The organism is Streptomyces sp. NPDC028722 (assembly GCF_040637655.1).
Classification (GTDB): domain Bacteria; phylum Actinomycetota; class Actinomycetes; order Streptomycetales; family Streptomycetaceae; genus Streptomyces.
The window spans coordinates 41,638-59,581 of the sequence record NZ_JBEZWU010000013.1; the positions used below are offsets into that span (position 1 = coordinate 41,638).

A 17,944-nucleotide genomic window follows, 5' to 3' on the forward strand; every position below is an offset into this window, starting at 1 on the left:
CCCGGCGGCGCAAGGGCACCGGTCCCCGCGGCTTCCGCGTCGGTCGGCACCTCCGCTTCGACCCTGAGGACGTGCGCGCCTGGGTCGCCTCCCTGATGGAAGGGGCCGCCTGATGGCCGGACACATCCAGGACCGCTGGTACAAGAGCGAGCCAGGGCCGGACGGCAAGCCTCGCAGGGTGAAGACCGAGCGTTATGGCGTTGGCCTGCGTTACCGAGCGCGCTATGTCGGCCCGGACGGGCCCGAGAAGTCCAAGAGCTTCCCGGACAAGGAGAAACGCAAGGCCGAACAGTGGCTGGCCAACATCGAGGCCGACATGTCGCGCGGCGACTACGTCGACCCCGACGCAGGCAAGGTCACGTTCGAGCAGTACGCCACGGAGTGGATGGCCACGCAGATCACGGATCCGCTAACCCGTGAGTCAGTGGAGAGCCGTCTACGGCTGCACGCGATCCCGTATCTCGGCATGCGGCCGCTGGGATCGTTCACCCCCTCGCACCTGCGCCTCTGGCTGCGCACCCTGGAAGACCGTGGGCTCTCTGCTGGCTACCGGCGCGGCATCTTCGCGCACGTCTCCACGGTGTTCACTGCTGCGGTGGAAGACCGGCTCATCCGGGCCAACCCATGCAGCGCCCGGTCCGTGCGAGCGCCCCGCCTGGAGCCTCGCAAGGTCAAGCCGTGGCCTGCCGAACGAATCAAGGCCGTGCGGTTGGCGCTGCCGGACCGCTATCAGGCCCTCGTCAACGTCGCGGCCGGGTGCGGTCTGCGGCAGGGTGAGGCCTTCGGCCTGGCCGTGGAACACGTGGATTTCCTCGGGGGAGTGGTGCACGTCGTGCGGCAGGTGAAGCTACTGCGGCTGTCCCGGCCGGTGTTCGCACCTCCGAAGGGCGGCAAGGAGCGTGAGGTTCCTCTGCCAGAGTCCGTCGCCTTCGCGCTGGCCGGTCACCTCAAGCGCCACCCGGCCGCAAAGATCACGCTGCCGTGGAAAACCCTCGACGGTCCGCCCGTCACGGCATCGCTAATTTTCACCGGCTCCATGGGGCTGCCGCTGGATCGGAATCGCTTCAACGACCGCGTCTGGCGGCCGGCGCTTCGGGCTACGGGTGTCGAGACCGGGCGGGACAACGGCATGCACGCACTGCGGCACTTTTACGCCTCGGTGCTGCTGGACGCGGGGGAGAGCATCAAGGCTCTGAGCGAGTACCTGGGCCACCACGACCCCGGCTTCACGCTGCGGACGTACACGCACCTGATGCCGTCGAGCGGGACCCGGACCCGGGCCGCCGTGGATCGCGTCTTCGCGGACGAGCAACCCACGAGTGACGGCCCGGACACGGCCCAGAAGGGTGCTTAGCCGTCTGACCTGCGGTTATCTCAATAGCCGAAGTCCTGGGTCCACCACGGGCCGCCCGGCCCGAAGTGCACGCCGACGCCGAGGGTCTTGAAGTCGGGGTTCAGTATGTTGGCGCGGTGGCCGGGGCTGTCCATCCACGCCCGCACCACGGCGGCCGCGTCGGTCTGGCCGCGGGCTATGTTCTCGCCGCCGAGGTCGGTGATGCCGGCCCGCGCGGCCCGGTCCCACGGCGTACGGCCGTCGGGGTCGGTGTGGTCGAAGAAGCCGCGCGCGGCCATGTCGTCGCTGAACACCCCGGCCAGCGAGGTGAGCGAGGAGTTCGCCGACAGCGGGCTGGAACCGGCCTTCGCGCGCTCGTCGTTGACCAGCTTCAGCACCTCGGCCGCGGCGGCGGCCTCCGCCGACACGGTCACCGGCGCGGCGGTCGGCGTGGGCGCCTTGGTGGCCCTACGCGACGGGGCGCCGCCGGGCTCGGCCGACGCGGAGGGTGTCGCCCTGGGTGTCGTGCGCGGCGCCGGCTTCCTGGGGGCCGTCTCGGACGGGGCCGGCGCGTGGGAGGCGGCCGGCTTCGACGGGGAGGCGGAGGCCGATGCGGAGGCGGAGGCGGAGGCCGAGGCGGCGGGGGACGCGGAGGCCGACGGGCTCGGCGGCCGGGTGCGCCCGGTGCCCGGGGCGGCGGTGCCGGGGCCGTGGTTCTCGGCGGTGCCCGAGGTGCCGCCCTGCTCGCTCGCCGTGTTGCCGGGCGTGTCAACGGTCTGCACCTGGTCCCCGCCGGTGGTGTGCGTGCCGCCGCCGAGCTGGTAGTGCTCCAGGCCCGGCACCACACCCGTGGCCACCGCGACCGTGCCGAGGGCGACGGCCGCGGACACCCCGAGCAGACCCGTACGCACCGGCCGCGCGGCCTTCCCGCGGCGCCGGCCGCCGGGCAGGGTGGATCCGCCGGGCAGGGTGGATGTGCCGGGCGGAGTGGATCCGCCGCCGCCCGGGTGACCGGACGGGGACGCCGGCGCGGCCGGTGCCTGGCCGGCGTCCGTGGAGAACAGATAGGCCTGCGCCCTGGCGGTCGTCTCGGCGTAGGCCTCCGGGTTCAGATACGGGGCGATGCCCATGGGCGCCGGACGGTCCCCCGCGGACGAGTGCCGGGCGTCGCCCCCGGTGCCGGACGGCTGCGTGCGGGCGGCCCCGGCGGCGCGGCCGGCGGCTGAGCGTCGGTGGCGTCCCATTCCTTGCCCTCTTCCTCGTGCTCGCGGTCGGCCGGTGCCCGCACGGCGCGCACCTGTCCGGCCGCGGCCTCCGTGGCGAGTGACTCCCTCTGACCCACCAGACTCACTCGATCGAGTGAGTTTCATGTGCGATTCATTGGGTCCGGACGGTACCCCATGCCGCCGGGGGACGACGTGTCCCCGACGACAACGGCCGGTTAGGTTGCAGCCATGAGTGAGGAAGTACGACTGGTCGCCTGGGTCCGTGGACACGTGCAGGGTGTGGGTTTCCGCTGGTTCACGCGTGCCAGGGCGCTGGAGATCGGCGGCCTGAGTGGTTTTGCTCTCAATCTGGCCGACGGCCGGGTCCAGGTGGTCGCGGAGGGGACCAGGGAGCAGTGCGAGGGACTGCTGGACTGGCTCCAGGGTGACGACACGCCCGGGAGCGTGGACGGCGTCACCGAGATCTGGGACACACCGCGGGGCGGTTACGAGGGCTTCGCGATCCGCTGAGCCCGTTCCGTACGGACCTGCGGACGGGGGCGCACCGCGCCCCCGCAGGTGCCCATAGAAAGCAGAAACGGCCTGGTGGTTGCCAAGAACGGCCCGGCGTGGCAGGCTCCGCAGGTACTGCTGGTCGCCACGCCCTGAGGGTCCGGAGGAGTCACAGCGCCGCCGGTCTCCCGGTCGCGCGCCCCGGTTCGCCCGCCAATACAGGGCGTGATCGTGTTGACCGTCAAACTTTTTGGTGAGACGCTGAAAGCCCCGCGCACCTTAGCTGTTTGGCATGGAGCAACACCAGGGCAACACTCGGATGTGCCAAGCACCGCGGGTGCGAATCCCTCACGACCCACACCGCATCGGTCGGTCACTCAGTGTGGAGGACCATCCATCATGGCAAAGGCGCTTCTCGGTTACGTCGGCGGCTCCGACCCTCGACTCCTCGCCGAGATGCGACGGTTGCAGCAGCGCGTCCAGGACCTGGAGTCCGAGTTGGTACGGATCCAGGCCGAGAACGAAGCGCTGTCGGCTGCCGCCTCTCAGGACAGGATCATGGAGAGCATCGACGCACACCAGGCGGAGCCTGCGCTCACCTGACAGCTGCATCGCTCCACGACAGCGGTAGCAGCGAACGGGCTGCCCCCTATCAACCGCTCAGTTGATCGGACGGCTGCGACCCAGCCGTCAGAACTGCAAGGGACGCTCCGGCGTCCCTTCTTTCTTTCTCTCCCCCGTGCATCCTTTCACCCTCTTAACGTCTGGTGTGCCCTGTCCGTTCAATGGCGAAACCGGGGGGTTGCGAGTGTCCGTGGAGTGAGATAGCGGCGGCGGGTAAAGTCCAGCGGCGTGCACCTCAAGGCCCTGACCCTCCGTGGGTTCAAGTCGTTCGCCTCCGCCACCACGCTCCGGTTCGAACCCGGGATCACGTGCGTCGTCGGCCCGAACGGCTCGGGCAAGTCCAACGTCGTGGACGCGCTCAGCTGGGTCATGGGCGAGCAGGGCGCCAAGTCGCTGCGCGGCGGCAAGATGGAGGACGTCATCTTCGCCGGCACCACCGGGCGCCCGCCGCTCGGCCGCGCCGAGGTGTCCCTGACCATCGACAACTCCGACGGCGCCCTGCCCATCGAGTACGCCGAGGTCACCATTACGCGGATCATGTTCCGCAACGGCGGCAGCGAGTACCAGATCAACGGCGACACCTGCCGCCTCCTGGACATCCAGGAACTCCTCTCCGACTCCGGCATCGGCCGCGAGATGCACGTCATCGTCGGCCAGGGGCAGCTCGACTCCGTGCTGCACGCCGATCCGATGGGCCGCCGCGCCTTCATCGAGGAGGCGGCCGGTGTCCTCAAACACCGCAAGCGCAAGGAGAAGGCGCTCCGCAAACTGGACGCGATGCAGGCCAACCTCGCGCGCGTACAGGACCTGACGGACGAGCTGCGCCGCCAGCTGAAGCCCCTGGGCCGGCAGGCGGCGGTCGCGCGCAGGGCCGCCGTCATCCAGGCCGACCTCCGCGACGCGCGCCTGCGCCTGCTCGCCGACGACCTCGTCCGCCTGCGCGAAGCCCTGCGGGCCGAGATCGCCGACGAGGCGGCCCTGAAGGAACGCAAGGAGACCGCCGAGCAGGAGCTGAAGAAGGCCCTGCACCGCGAGACGCTGCTGGAGGACGAGGTGCGGCGGCTCACCCCCCGCCTCCAGCGGGCGCAGCAGACCTGGTACGAGCTGTCCCAGCTGGCCGAGCGCGTACGCGGCACCGTCTCGCTGGCCGACGCCCGCGTGCACAGCGCCACCTCCGTGCCCCCCGAGGAGCGGCGCGGCCGGGACCCCGAGGACCTGGAACGCGAGGCCGCCCGCATCCGCGAACAGGAGGCCGAGCTGGAGGCGGCCCTGGAGGCGGCGCAGCGGGCGCTGGACGACACGGTCGCCCACCGCGCGGAACTGGAGCGCGAGCTGGCCGTGGAGGAGCGCCGGCTGAAGGACGTCGCCCGCGCCATCGCCGACCGCCGCGAGGGACTGGCCCGGCTGTCCGGGCAGGTCAACGCGGCCCGTTCACGCGCCGCCTCCGCGCAGGCCGAGATCGACCGGCTGGCCACGGCCCGCGACGAGGCGCGGGAACGCGCGGTCCGGGCGCAGGAGGAGTACGAAGCCCTGAAGGCCGAGGTCGACGGCCTCGACGCCGGGGACGCGGACCTCGCCGAGCGGCACGAGGCGGCCAGGCGGCGGCTCGCGGAGGCGGAGGCCGCCCTCGGCGCGGCCCGCGAGGCGGCCACCGCGGCCGAACGCCGGCGCGCCGCGACCCAGGCCCGCCACGAGGCGCTGGCGCTCGGTCTCCGGCGCAAGGACGGCACCGGCACACTGCTCGGGGCACGGGACCGGCTGACCGGAGTGCTGGGTCCGGCGGCGGAGCTGCTGACGGTGACCCCCGGCTACGAGGCCGCCCTCGCCGCCGCCTTCGGTGTTGCGGCGGACGCGATCGCCGTGACCACCCCGGCGTCGGCGGCCGAGGCACTCCGCCTCCTGCGCAAGCAGGACGGAGGCCGCGCGGCACTCCTGCTGGCCGGCCCCCCGGAGCAGCCACCGCCACCACCCGCCCCGGCCACGTACCGCCCGCCCGCCGTCCCCGGCGGGACCGGTCCGGTGCGCCGGCCGGGCACCCGTGACGCGGACCCGCACGCCGCCCCGGCTGACACGCTGGGCCGTACCGGCGGGGTGGGTGCCGGTGCGCCGGTCCCCGCCGACGGTGACGCGCCCGTCGCCGGGGCCGGCGCCGCCCCGGGCCGCACCGCCGCCGACGCCCCCGCTCCCGGCGGACTCCTGCCTGCCGACGCCTCCGCCGGCCGTGATGCCGCGACCGCCGCCCCCGCCGGCCCTGACGCCGGGCCCGTCAGCCCTGCTGCGGAGCCTGTCGACCACGCCGCCGAGCCCCCTACCTCCCGCACCGAGTCCGTCGGCCGTGCTGTCCGCGGGGTTCCGGTCCGGTCCGATGCGCGCTCCGGTGCGCTGCTTCATGCCGCCGATCTCGTCCGTGGACCCGGTGAACTCATGCCCTCCGTAAGCCGGTTGCTGCGGGGGATCGTCGTCGTCGACGATCTGGAGGACGCCGAGGCCCTCGTCCACGCGTGTCCGGAGCTGACCGCCGTCACGGCCGAGGGCGACCTGCTCGGGGCGCACTTCGCGCACGGCGGTTCGGCCGGTGCGCCCAGTCTGCTGGAGGTGCGGGCCTCCGTGGACGAGGCCGCCGCCGAGCTGGCGGAACTGGCGGTGCGCTGCGCGGAGCTGGCCGAGGAGCAGCGGGTCGCGGCCGAGCGGCGTGCCGAGGCGGCGGCGCTCGTGGAGGAGCTGGGGGAGCGGCGCAGGGCCGCCGACCGGGAGAAGTCGGGGGTCGCCCAGCAGCTGGGCCGCCTCGCCGGGCAGGCGCGCGGCGCCGCCGGGGAGGCGGAACGGTCCGCCGCAGCGGCCGCACGCGCGCAGGAGGCGTCGGAGAACGCCGTACAGGAGGCCGAGGAGCTGGCCGAACGGCTGGCGGTGGCCGAGGAGATGCCGGCCGAGGAGGAGCCGGACACCGCCGTGCGGGACCGGCTCGCCGCCGACGGCGCCAACGCGCGGCAGACCGAGATGGAGGCCCGGCTCCAGGTGCGTACGCACGAGGAGCGGGTCAAGGGGCTCGCGGGCCGGGCCGACTCGCTGGACCGGGCGGCCCGGGCGGAACGCGAGGCACGCGCGCGTGCCGAGCAGCGCCGCGCCCGGCTCCGGCACGAGGCGGCCGTCGCGGGAGCGGTCGCCTCCGGAGCCCGCCAGTTGCTCGCGCACGTCGAGGTGTCCCTGACCCGCGCCGAGGCGGAGCGCGCCGCGGCCGGGACCGCCAGGGCCCGGCACGAGGAGGAGCTGACCGCCGCCCGCACCGCGGGACGCGACCTGAAGGCCGAACTCGACAAGCTGACGGACTCGGTCCACCGCGGCGAGGTGCTCGGGGCCGAGAAACGGCTGCGCATCGAGCAGCTGGAGAGCAGGGCGCTGGAGGAGCTGGGCGTGGAGCCGGAGGCGCTGGTGACGGAGTACGGCCCGCACCAGCCCGTGCCGCCCTCGCCCCCCGCCGACGGCGAGGAGCTGCCGGACGACCCCGGGCATCCCCGTAACCGGCCGCGCCCCTTCGTGCGCGCCGAGCAGGAGAAGCGGCTGAAGGCGGCCGAGCGGGCGTACCAGCAGCTGGGCAAGGTCAACCCGCTGGCGCTGGAGGAGTTCGCGGCACTGGAGGAGCGGCACCAGTTCCTCGGCGAGCAGCTGGAGGACCTGAAGAAGACCCGCTCCGACCTGCTTCAGGTGATCAAGGAGGTCGACGAGCGTGTCGAGCAGGTCTTCACCGAGGCCTATCGGGACACCGCCCGCGAGTTCGAGGGCGTCTTCGGCCGGCTGTTCCCCGGTGGCGAGGGCCGCCTGGTGCTGACCGACCCCGGCAACATGCTCGCCACCGGCGTGGACGTCGAGGCCCGTCCGCCGGGCAAGAAGGTCAAGCGGCTGTCCCTGCTGTCGGGCGGTGAACGGTCGCTGACGGCCGTCGCGCTGCTCGTGTCGATCTTCAAGGCCCGGCCGAGCCCGTTCTACGTGATGGACGAGGTCGAGGCCGCGCTGGACGACACCAACCTCCAGCGGCTGATCGGGATCATGCGGGAGCTACAGGAGGCCTCGCAGCTCATCGTGATCACGCACCAGAAGCGCACGATGGAGGTCGCCGACGCGCTCTACGGCGTGTCCATGCAGGGCGATGGTGTGTCGAAGGTCATTTCCCAGCGCCTTCGGTAGCCCGTCTGTCAAGATCAACTGACTCGGTGTTCACTTCTTGAACACGAAGTGTCGATCTGTATCTCAAAGCTCACAGTCGTCGGACTATTGACTTCGAAACTTGAAGGCATAGTCTCTGCAACGTTGCTTTTACCTTCAGGTGTGAGTGGTGTGAAGTTGTGCCCCACTGGATACCTGGAAGGGATCTACCCCACCCCGGCAGCGTTGCCGCGGCCCGAGGAGTTTTCCGTGACCAGCACAGCGCAGGCACCTCAGTCAGGAGCCAGGACGGCTCACCCCGATCATCTCGGGCACGTCATCTTCATCGCGGCGGCCGCCGCCATGGGCGGTTTCCTGTTCGGTTACGACAGCTCCGTCATCAACGGTGCCGTCGAGGCCATCCGCAGCCGCTACGACGTCGGCTCGGCGGCCCTCGCCCAGGTCATCGCGATCGCCCTGATCGGCTGCGCCATCGGCGCCGCCACCGCCGGCCGCATAGCCGACCGGATCGGCCGCATCCGGTGCATGCAGATCGCCGCCGTCCTGTTCACCATCAGCGCCGTCGGCTCCGCGCTGCCCTTCGCGCTGTGGGACCTCGCCTTCTGGCGCGTCATCGGCGGCTTCGCCATCGGCATGGCCTCCGTCATCGGCCCCGCCTACATCGCCGAGGTCGCCCCGCCCGCCTACCGCGGCCGGCTCGGCTCCTTCCAGCAGGCCGCGATCGTCATCGGCATCGCCATCTCCCAGCTGGTCAACTGGGGCCTGCTCAACGCCGCCGGCGGCAACCAGCGCGGCAAGCTGATGGGCCTGGAAGCCTGGCAGGTCATGCTCGGTGTGATGGTCGTCCCGGCCGTCCTGTACGGCCTGCTGTCCTTCGCGATCCCCGAGTCGCCCCGCTTCCTGCTCTCCGTCGGCAAGCGTGAGCGTGCCCGCGAGATCCTCGCCGAGGTCGAGGGCAAGGGCATCGACCTGAACGCCCGCGTCGCCGAGATCGAGCACGCGATGAAGAGCGAGCACAAGTCCACGTTCAAGGACCTGCTCGGCGGCGGTTTCTTCTTCAAGCCGATCGTCTGGATCGGTATCGGCCTGTCGGTCTTCCAGCAGTTCGTCGGCATCAACGTCGCGTTCTACTACTCCTCGACGCTGTGGCAGTCGGTCGGCGTCGACCCGACGGACTCGTTCCTCTACTCGTTCACGACGTCGATCATCAACATCGTCGGCACCGTGATCGCGATGATCTTCGTCGACCGCGTCGGCCGCAAGCCGCTCGCCCTCATCGGGTCGGTCGGCATGGTCGTGGGTCTCGCGCTGGAGGCCTGGGCGTTCTCCTACGACCTCGTCGGCGGCAAGCTGCCCGCCACCCAGGGCTGGGTCGCCCTGATCGCCGCCCACGTGTTCGTCCTCTTCTTCGCCCTCTCCTGGGGCGTGGTGGTCTGGGTCTTCCTCGGTGAGATGTTCCCGAACCGGATCCGCGCCGCCGCCCTCGGCGTGGCCGCCGCCGCGCAGTGGATCGCCAACTGGGCCATCACCGCGAGCTTCCCGTCCCTGGCCGACTGGAACCTCTCCGGCACGTACGTGATCTACACGGTCTTCGCCGCCCTCTCCATCCCGTTTGTCCTCAAGTTCGTCAAGGAGACGAAGGGCAAGACCCTGGAGGAGATGGGCTGAGCCTCGTAGCGAGGCCTCCCCGAACTCGGGGAGAAGGGCCAAGTCCCCGCTGCCCCTCTCCTCGTACCGTCCGCCGCCCCCGGCCCGGCCACTGCCCGGACCGGGGGCGGCGGTGCGCTGTCCGGCCTCACGGCCGCCGAAGCCGCCGGAGCGGCAGGAGCCGAAGCGCGTGGGAACCGAAGCCGCCGGAGCCGGGCGAGCCGGAGCCGCGGGCGCCGGCCTCCAGGATGCGGCGCGGCGCTACGCAGCCTTCGCCCCGGCGGCCCGGGCGTCACCGGCGGCCCCGGCGGCCCGGGCGTCACCGGGTGCGGAGACGCGGACTTCCGGTCGCCGGCGTCGGTGACCGAGCCAGGAACACCACCCGCTCCGCGAAGAGCGGCGGACCCGCCACCTTCCGCCCCCCCAGCGGGGTCGGGTCGGGCGCCCGGCAGAAACGGCAGCCCGTGGGCCGGAGCCGGGCCAGCCGAAGCCGCCGTAGTCGCGGTCGCGGGCCTGCCGGTGGGACACGCGGTCGCCGCGCCCCCCTCATCGGGTGCGGAGGCGCGGACATCCGGTCGCCGGCGTCGGTGACCGAGCCGGGTCAGCACCCGCTTCGTGAACAGTGGTGGACCCCGCCGCCCCCCGTCTCCCACCGGCGGCCCCCAGTGCCGCCGTACTCGGCGGTGCAGCAGCCAAGGGTCCGGGGCCGGAGCCGCGGGCGCCGGTCGCCCGGATGCGGCGCGGCGGTACGCAGCCTTCTCCCGGGCGGCCACGGAAGTCACCGGGTGCGCAGGCGCGGGTCGCCGGTCGCCGGCGTCGGTCCGGGCGCCCGGCAGGAACGGTAGCCCGGGATCGGGACGTGCCACCGCCGCGGGCACGCGAAGTCCCCCTCCCCGAGTGGCTCGGGGAGGGGGACGGTGGCCGGTGTGGGTCAGACGGTCAGGGGCTCGGGTTCGGACTCCGGCGCGGGCGTGACGGTCGCCGGGCGCGCGACCGCGGGCTTCGGCAGCACCAGGTACAGCACACCGGAGATCACGACGGTCGCCACCCAGCCGAGGCCGTACTCGCCGATCACGTTGTTCTTGGCCAGCGGGCCGGTGAACCAGTCGGACGTGGTGAACATCAGCCCCGACAGCAGGCCGATCGCCCACGCGGCCACGGCCGCGGGGGAGAAGCCGCCCCGGTACCAGTAGGCGCTGGTGCGCGTGGTGTCGGCCATGGCCCGGCCGTCGTACTCCGTGCGGCGCAGCATGTCCGCGCCGAAGACGCCGACCCAGGCGGAGAAGGCGACCGCGAGCAGCGACAGGAAGGCGATGAAGGAGCCCATGAAGCTCGTCGCCACCAGCATCAGCACGCCGCCGAAGATCAGCGAGATCACCGCGTTGACCGAGACGGCCCAGTGGCGCGGCACCTTGAAGCCGAGGGTCTGCGCGGTGAAGCCCGCCGAGTACATCGACATCGAGTTGATCAGCAGCATGCCGATCAGCGCGATGACCAGGTACGGCACCGCGATCCACGTCGGCAGGATCTCGCCGAGGAACGACACCGGGTCGGTGGCCGAGGCCAGGTCCGGCGTGGACACCGCCATGACCGCGCCCATCAGGACCATGGGCAGGACGACGACACCGGCGCCGCCCACCGCCGTCCCCACGATCGCCTTCGAGGACGCCGTACGCGGCAGATAGCGGGTGAAGTCCGGTGCGGACGGGATCCAGCTGACGCCACCGGCCGCGATCATGCCGACGCCGGTGATCACCGAGGCCGTGGAGCCGGCACCGTGGTGCATGACCTTCGTCCAGTCGGTGTTCGCCACCAGGTAGCCCAGGACCAGCACGGAGAAGACACCGAAGAGGTACGTCGCGTACTTGTTGCACTTCTGCACGGCGTTGATGCCGAGCCCGGAGATCACGAAGGTCGCGACGACGAACGCCAGCAGCATCACCATGTCGAGGACGCTGTTGGCCCTGATGCCGAACAGGATGTCCAGGATGGTGAGCATCGCGTAGGCGCCGGTCACCGCGTTGATCGTCTCCCAGCCCCAGCGCGCGACCCAGATCAGCGAACCGGGCAGCAGGTTGCCGCGCTGTCCGAAGACCGCGCGCGACAGCGCCATGCCGGGCGCGCCGCCCCGCTTGCCCGCGATGCCGATCAGCCCGACGAGGCCGTACGACACGACCGGCGCGGCCACGGCGACGACCAGCGCCTGCCAGATGTTCAGGTGGTAGGCCACGACCAGGCTGGCGCCCATCGTCAGCAGCAGCACGCTGATGTTCGCGCCGACCCAGGTGGGGAACAGCTCGCGGGTCCTCGCCGTGCGCTCGTGGTCGGGGACCTGCTCGATGCCGCGGGTCTCGAGAGCGCCTTCGGTCTCGACGGTTTTGCTCATGAAAGAGGTGCCAGACATGGGGGGACAGGGGGACGAGGGGACTCTACGCGCGTGGACAGCGGTGTCACCATCGTACTTTGCTCCGAGTCCTTGCGTTAAGTGGCGTTTGTCTCTGAGAGGAAGCCACAAACGAGGTTCCCGGGATGCCCATGGCCGATACTGGTCGGGTTATGGAAACCGTCATCCTTGCTGTAGTCATCGCCGTGGTCGTGCTCGGCGCGCTCGGCGGGCTGATCGTGGGCAGCCGGCGCCACAAGCCGCTGCCCCCGCCGCCCCCGAGGACGCCCGACATCACCGCGCCACCGGCCGAGCCGCACGTCGGCGACGAGGCCGAGACGCCGCGCGACGAACCGCGCCGGACGATCGAGGAGGTGGATCTCCCGGGCGGCCCCGCGCCGGTCGCCGTCGAGGAACCCCCCGTAGTCGAGGCTCCTGTCGGGATCGAGATCCCGGAGCCCACCGCAGGCCGGCTGATCCGGCTGCGCGCCCGCCTGTCCCGCTCGCAGAACGCCCTCGGCAAGGGCCTGCTCACGCTGCTCTCCCGTGAGCACCTCGACGAGGACACCTGGGAGGAAATCGAGGACACGCTGCTCACCGCCGACGTCGGCGTGCAGCCCACCCAGGAACTGGTCGAGCGGCTGCGCGAACGGGTGCGGGTGCTCGGCACCCGCACCCCCGTGGAGCTGCGCGCCCTGCTGCGCGAGGAACTGCTCCACCTGGTCGGCACCGACGTCGACCGCGCGGTCAGGACCGAACCCGAGGGCCGCAGGCCGGGCATCGTGATGGTCGTCGGTGTCAACGGCACCGGCAAGACCACCACCACCGGCAAGCTCGCCCGGGTGCTGGTCGCCGACGGCCGCACCGTCGTCCTGGGTGCCGCCGACACCTTCCGGGCCGCCGCCGCCGACCAGCTCCAGACCTGGGGCGAGCGCGTCGGCGCCCACACCGTGCGCGGCCCCGAGGCCGGCGACCCCGCCTCCGTGGCCTTCGACGCGGTCAAGGAAGGCAAGGAGATGGGGGTCGACGTCGTCCTCATCGACACCGCCGGCCGCCTGCACACCAAGACCGGCCTCATGGACGAGCTGGGCAAGGTCAAGCGTGTGGTGGAGAAGCACGCGCCGCTGGACGAGGTGCTGCTCGTCCTGGACGCCACCACCGGCCAGAACGGCCTGGTGCAGGCCCGCGTGTTCGCCGAGGTCGTCAACATCACCGGCATCGTGCTGACCAAGCTGGACGGCACGGCCAAGGGCGGCATCGTCGTCGCGGTCCAGCGCGAGCTGGGCGTGCCCGTGAAGCTGATCGGGCTGGGCGAGGGCGCGGACGACCTCGCGCCGTTCGAGCCGGAGGCGTTCGTGGACGCGCTCATCGGCGAGTAGGGGAGCAACCGCGGCGGGGGAGGCGTCCCGCGCCGCGCAAGGGACGAGAAGCGCCCGCCCCCGAGGTGCAGTCGGGGACGGGCGCTTCGCCATGTGCGCCCGCCGGTCAGTGCCGGGAGCGGTGCGCCACATAGGCCAGCGCGCCCAGCAGCAGCCGGGCCGCCGGGGGGCGTGTCGCCGCGTCCAGCGCGGGCGGGCGCAGCCATCGCACCGGGCCCAGTCCGCCCCGGTCGGACGGCGGCGCGGTGAGGTACGTCCCCGGTCCGAGCCCGCGCAGGTCCAGCGCGCCGGGGTCGTCCCAGCCCATGCGGTACAGCAGCCGGGGGAGGTCCGCGGCACAGCCGGGTGCCACGAAGAAGTGGGCGCGGCCGTCCGGGCCGGCGGTGACCGGACCGAGCGGGAGGCCCATGCGCTCCAGGCGGACCAGGGCCCGGCGGCCGGCCGCCTCGGAGACCTCCAGGACATCGAACGCGCGGCCCACCGGCAGCATCACCGAGGCGCCCGGGAACTCGGCCCAGGCCTTGCCGACCTCGTCCAGCGTGGCCCCGGCAGGCACGGGCGGCGCGAAGTCCAGGGGGTGCGCGCCCGGCGCCGGGCAGTCGGGCCGTCCGCACGAACAGGCGCCCGCCGCGGCCCGCGCCCCCGGCACCACGTCCCAGCCCCACAGCCCGGTGAACTCGGCGACGGCGGTGCACTCGGCGGACCGGCTGCGCCGGCGCGTGCCGGAACGGATCTCACGGATGCCGCCGATCGTGAAGCCCATGCCCCCTCCAACGGGTGCTGCGCGCCGGTGGTTACGCCACGGAACGAGACGGAAGCGGAACGTAACGTTACGGCTCACCTGAGTCTGACGCTCCGGGGACAAAGCGGCGCTCGGAAGCACACCGAGTGGCACGTCGCGGGACACGCGCCCCCATGTGCACCACTTCGCCCGCTCCCGTTCGTCCTGTGTCAAGTCAATCGTGTGCAGCCGGCCGGGAGTTCATACGAAGGGGTGGCGAATGGTGGCGTTTCCGGGATTCCCGTGGCTGGGATCGTGATCGGGGGATTACTGTCAGTGTGCGAGTCCTGGGGGCGCATGTACCCGTGGGTATGCCGGAGGCAAGGCGTCAGCTCGTTCGAAGGGTGAGAAGCGGCGGACGGCAGACCGTCCTCACCGGCATTCTGATAGGGCTTGGCGCACTCGGCGACAAGTGGTCTCAGGGATGGGGGCGTTCCAGTGGGCGGCAACGGCGGTAGCGGGACGAACGCTGACAAGCACCCCAATGAGCTGCTCGGCTCGTGGTTCGTGCGCAGCGGTTGGTCCAAGGGCGAGCTGGCCCGCCAAGTGAACCGCCGGGCCCGCCAGTTGGGCGCCAACCACATCTCCACCGACACCTCGCGCGTGCGGCGCTGGCTGGACGGGGAGAACCCGCGCGAACCGATCCCGCGCATCCTCTCGGAGCTGTTCTCCGAGCGCTTCGGCTGCGTGGTCTCCATCGAGGACCTCGGCCTGCGCGCCGCCCGCCAGTCACCCGCCGCCTCCGGTGTCGACCTGCCGTGGACGGGCCCGCAGGCGGTCGCCCTGCTCAGCGAGTTCTCCCGCAGCGATCTGATGCTCGCCCGGCGGGGCTTCCTCGGCACCTCCCTCGCGCTGTCCGCGGGGCCCTCACTCATCGAGCCCATGCAGCGCTGGCTCGTGCCGGTCCCGGGCGTCACCGGCCCGTCCGAACCGCGGTCCGCCCTCGACTCCCGCCGGCCGGGCCGGCTCTCCCAGCCCGAGCTGGACCTGCTGGAGTCCACCACGCGCATGTTCCGCCAGTGGGACGCCCAGTGCGGCGGCGGCCTGCGCCGCAAAGCGGTCGTCGGCCAGCTGCACGAGGTCACCGACCTGCTCCAGGAACCCCAGCCCGAGGCCACCACCCGCAAGTTATTCCAGGTCGCCGCCGAACTGGCCGAACTGGCCGGCTGGATGTCGTACGACGTCGGCCTCCAGCCCACCGCGCAGAAGTACTTCGTCCTCGCCCTGCACGCCGCCAAGGAGGCCGGGGACAAGCCGCTCGGCTCGTACATCCTCTCCAGCATGAGCCGCCAGATGATCCATCTCGGCCGGCCCGAGGACGCCCTGGAGCTGATCCACCTCGCCCAGTACGGCAGCCGCGACTGCGCGAGCCCGCGCACCCAGTCCATGCTGTATGCGATGGAGGCCCGCGCCTACGCGAACATGGGCCAGCCCGGCCGGACCAAGCGCGCGGTCCGCATGGCCGAGGACACCTTCGCCGAGGCCGCCGAGTGGGACGAGCCGGACCCCGACTGGATCCGCTTCTTCTCCGAGGCCGAGCTGTACGGCGAGAACTCCCACTCCTACCGCGACCTCGCCTACGTCGCCGGCCGCAGTCCCACCTACGCCTCCCTCGCCGAGCCGCTCATGCGGCGGGCGGTGGAGCTGTTCGCCGGGGACTCCGAGCACCAGCGGTCCTACGCGCTCAACCTCATCGGCGTGGCCACCGTGCACCTGCTCCAGCGCGAGCCCGAGGAGAGCACGGCCTATGCCGCTCAGGCCATGGACATCGCCAAGAAGGTCCGCTCCGAGCGTGTGAACACTCGTATCCGAAAGACGGTCGACACGGCCGTACGCGACTACGGCGACCTCGGCACCGTGATCGACCTCGCCGACAAGCTCGCCGTCGACCTCCCCGAGAACGCCGAGGCGGTCTGACCCGCAGAGAAACACATGCCCCGGCCGCGGCCGGTCCTCCCGAACTACCCGACTCGGCTCCCCCATGCCAGGTCATCGAGAGGCCGACCGCGGCCGGTTTTGTCCTCCCTCAGAAGGTTGCGCCACGATAACGATCCCGCAGCCGGACATCTCACGCTTCACCGACGCGTAACACGCACGGCGTCTTCGTCACCCGGGCGAAACAACGAGGGGCCTCCACCGAAACCGCGCTGCGCCAGTCTCAGGGCGCATAACCGGCCACCCCTCAACCGACCGGACCGCCAGGCACCGCCCGCACGGGGCCGTACCAACCGACGAGGAGACGCCGATGGCACCAGCCATCATGCTTGCGGCGGACGCACCCAGACTGTCGTCCGCCAACACCGGCTTCATGCTCATCTGTTCCGCCCTGGTGATGCTCATGACGCCGGGCCTGGCCTTCTTCTACGGAGGCATGGTCCGCGTCAAGAGCACCCTGAACATGCTGATGATGAGCTTCATCAGCCTCGGGATCGTCACCATTCTCTGGGTGCTCTACGGCTTCTCCCTCGCCTTCGGCACGGGCAGCAAGCTGATCGGCTGGAACACCGACTGGTTCGGGCTCAGCAACATCGGGCTGACGGAACTCTGGGACGGCTACACCATCCCGGTCTACGTCTTCATGGTCTTCCAGCTGATGTTCGCGATCATCACACCGGCCCTGATCAGCGGCGCCCTCGCCGACCGCGTCAAGTTCTCCGCCTGGGCGCTCTTCATCACCCTGTGGGTCACGATCGTCTATGTGCCGGTCGCCCACTGGGTCTGGGGCGCCGACGGCTGGGCCTACAAGCTGGGCGTGATCGACTTCGCGGGCGGTACGGCGGTCCACATCAACGCCGGTGCGGCGGCCCTCGGTGTCATCCTCGTCATCGGCAGGCGCGTCGGCTTCAAGCGGGACCCTATGCGCCCGCACAGCCTTCCGCTGGTCATGCTCGGCGCCGGTCTCCTCTGGTTCGGCTGGTTCGGCTTCAACGCTGGCTCCTGGCTCGGCAACGACGACGGCGTCGGCGCGCTGATGTTCGTCAACACGCAGGTCGCCACCGCCGCCGCCATGCTGGCCTGGCTCGCCTACGAGAAGATCCGCCACGGCGCCTTCACCACGCTCGGCGCCGCCTCCGGCGCGGTCGCCGGCCTGGTCGCCATCACGCCCTCCGGCGGCGCGGTCTCCCCGCTCGGCGCGATCGCCGTCGGTGCCATAGCCGGTGTGGCCTGCGCCGCGGCCGTCGGCCTGAAGTTCCGGTTCGGCTTCGACGACTCCCTCGACGTCGTCGGCGTCCACATGGTCGGCGGCATCATCGGCTCGCTGCTCATCGGCTTCTTCGCCACCGGCAAGGGCCAGTCCGCCGCCACGGGCGTCCTCTACGGCGACCACACCTTCACCCAGCTGTGGAAGCAGTGCGCCGGTGTCTTCGCGGTCCTCGCCTACTCCCTGATCGTCTCCGCCGTCCTCGCCTTCCTCCTCGACCGGACCCTCGGCATGCGGGTCACCGAGGACGAGGAGGTCTCCGGCATCGACCAGGCGGAGCACGCCGAGACCGCATACGACTTCAGCGGCGCCGGCGGCGGGGTCACCGGGACCACCGCCCACGCCCCGGGCGCCACGCAGACCAGGAAGGTGGACGCATGAAGCTCATCACGGCCGTCGTCAAGCCCCACCGGCTCGACGAGATCAAGGAAGCCCTTCAGGCATTCGGCGTCCACGGACTGACGGTCACCGAGGCCAGCGGCTACGGTCGGCAGCGGGGCCACACCGAGGTCTACCGCGGTGCCGAGTACACCGTCGACCTCGTCCCCAAGATCCGCATCGAGGTCCTCGCCGAGGACGACGACGCCGAGCAGCTGATCGAGGTCGTGGTCAAGGCCGCCCGTACCGGCAAGATCGGCGACGGCAAGGTGTGGTCGCTGCCGGTCGAGACGGCGGTACGGGTCCGCACGGGCGAGCGCGGGCCGGACGCGCTCTGA

At 71.6% G+C, this 17,944-nt stretch carries 12 protein-coding genes and 1 pseudogene; 10 read left to right on the forward strand and 3 right to left on the reverse strand.

Annotation, left to right across the window (positions count from 1 at the left end):
• Positions 1–5: 5 nt before the first annotated feature.
• Both AB0F03_RS20830 and AB0F03_RS20835 read left to right on the forward strand, forming a co-directional pair.
• Positions 6–113, forward strand: a pseudogene (locus AB0F03_RS20830) (DNA-binding protein); the annotation flags it as partial.
• Entirely contained in the window at positions 113–1,354 is a 1,242-nt protein-coding gene (locus AB0F03_RS20835; RefSeq protein ID WP_361993896.1) for a site-specific integrase, read from the forward strand. The pseudogene AB0F03_RS20830 and the gene AB0F03_RS20835, both read left to right, overlap by 1 nt.
• A gap of 20 nt (positions 1,355–1,374) precedes the next feature.
• On the opposite strand, the gene AB0F03_RS20840 is transcribed toward AB0F03_RS20835, so the two are convergent.
• Positions 1,375–2,577: a CAP domain-containing protein gene (locus tag AB0F03_RS20840; protein ID WP_361993899.1), complete on the reverse strand. Its 1,203-nt coding sequence runs from the start codon at positions 2,575–2,577 to the stop codon at positions 1,375–1,377.
• Between the two features lie 210 nt (positions 2,578–2,787).
• Between AB0F03_RS20840 and AB0F03_RS20845 the strand changes: the two genes are divergently transcribed.
• From AB0F03_RS20845 to AB0F03_RS20860, 4 genes are all read left to right on the forward strand, one after another.
• Complete coding sequence (locus tag AB0F03_RS20845) at positions 2,788–3,069, forward strand: acylphosphatase (protein WP_361993902.1); 282 nt, start codon at positions 2,788–2,790, stop codon at positions 3,067–3,069.
• A gap of 381 nt (positions 3,070–3,450) precedes the next feature.
• Positions 3,451–3,654, forward strand: coding sequence for a hypothetical protein (locus AB0F03_RS20850; protein ID WP_031167290.1), 204 nt, complete (start codon positions 3,451–3,453; stop codon positions 3,652–3,654).
• A gap of 249 nt (positions 3,655–3,903) precedes the next feature.
• Positions 3,904–7,857, forward strand: coding sequence for an AAA family ATPase (locus AB0F03_RS20855; protein WP_361993906.1), 3,954 nt, complete (start codon positions 3,904–3,906; stop codon positions 7,855–7,857).
• A gap of 228 nt (positions 7,858–8,085) precedes the next feature.
• Positions 8,086–9,504: a sugar porter family MFS transporter gene (locus tag AB0F03_RS20860; protein WP_361993909.1), complete on the forward strand. Its 1,419-nt coding sequence runs from the start codon at positions 8,086–8,088 to the stop codon at positions 9,502–9,504.
• A 910-nt stretch (positions 9,505–10,414) separates the two neighbouring features.
• On the opposite strand, the gene AB0F03_RS20865 is transcribed toward AB0F03_RS20860, so the two are convergent.
• Positions 10,415–11,869 (reverse strand): cytosine permease, encoded by a 1,455-nt coding sequence (locus tag AB0F03_RS20865; protein WP_361993912.1) that lies wholly within the window; start codon positions 11,867–11,869, stop codon positions 10,415–10,417.
• Positions 11,870–12,039: 170 nt separating this feature from the next.
• Here AB0F03_RS20865 and ftsY point away from each other — a divergent pair, with 170 nt between their 5' ends.
• Positions 12,040–13,245 carry a signal recognition particle-docking protein FtsY gene (gene ftsY / locus AB0F03_RS20870; RefSeq protein WP_361993915.1) on the forward strand — a complete coding sequence of 402 codons (1,206 nt, stop codon included), beginning with the start codon at positions 12,040–12,042 and terminating at the stop codon, positions 13,243–13,245.
• A gap of 106 nt (positions 13,246–13,351) precedes the next feature.
• Here ftsY and AB0F03_RS20875 read toward each other — a convergent pair whose 3' ends face one another.
• Positions 13,352–14,008 carry a bifunctional DNA primase/polymerase gene (locus AB0F03_RS20875; RefSeq protein ID WP_361993918.1) on the reverse strand — a complete coding sequence of 219 codons (657 nt, stop codon included), beginning with the start codon at positions 14,006–14,008 and terminating at the stop codon, positions 13,352–13,354.
• A gap of 456 nt (positions 14,009–14,464) precedes the next feature.
• Here AB0F03_RS20875 and AB0F03_RS20880 point away from each other — a divergent pair, with 456 nt between their 5' ends.
• The 3 genes from AB0F03_RS20880 to AB0F03_RS20890 all read left to right on the forward strand — a co-directional run bounded on the left by AB0F03_RS20880 (position 14,465) and on the right by AB0F03_RS20890 (position 17,944).
• On the forward strand, positions 14,465–15,943 hold the full coding sequence (locus AB0F03_RS20880; RefSeq protein ID WP_361993921.1) for a hypothetical protein: 1,479 nt from the start codon (positions 14,465–14,467) through the stop codon (positions 15,941–15,943).
• Positions 15,944–16,271: 328 nt separating this feature from the next.
• Complete coding sequence (locus AB0F03_RS20885; protein ID WP_361993924.1) at positions 16,272–17,609, forward strand: ammonium transporter; 1,338 nt, start codon at positions 16,272–16,274, stop codon at positions 17,607–17,609.
• Complete coding sequence (locus AB0F03_RS20890; RefSeq protein ID WP_039656487.1) at positions 17,606–17,944, forward strand: P-II family nitrogen regulator; 339 nt, start codon at positions 17,606–17,608, stop codon at positions 17,942–17,944. Before AB0F03_RS20885 ends, AB0F03_RS20890 begins: the two co-directional genes overlap by 4 nt.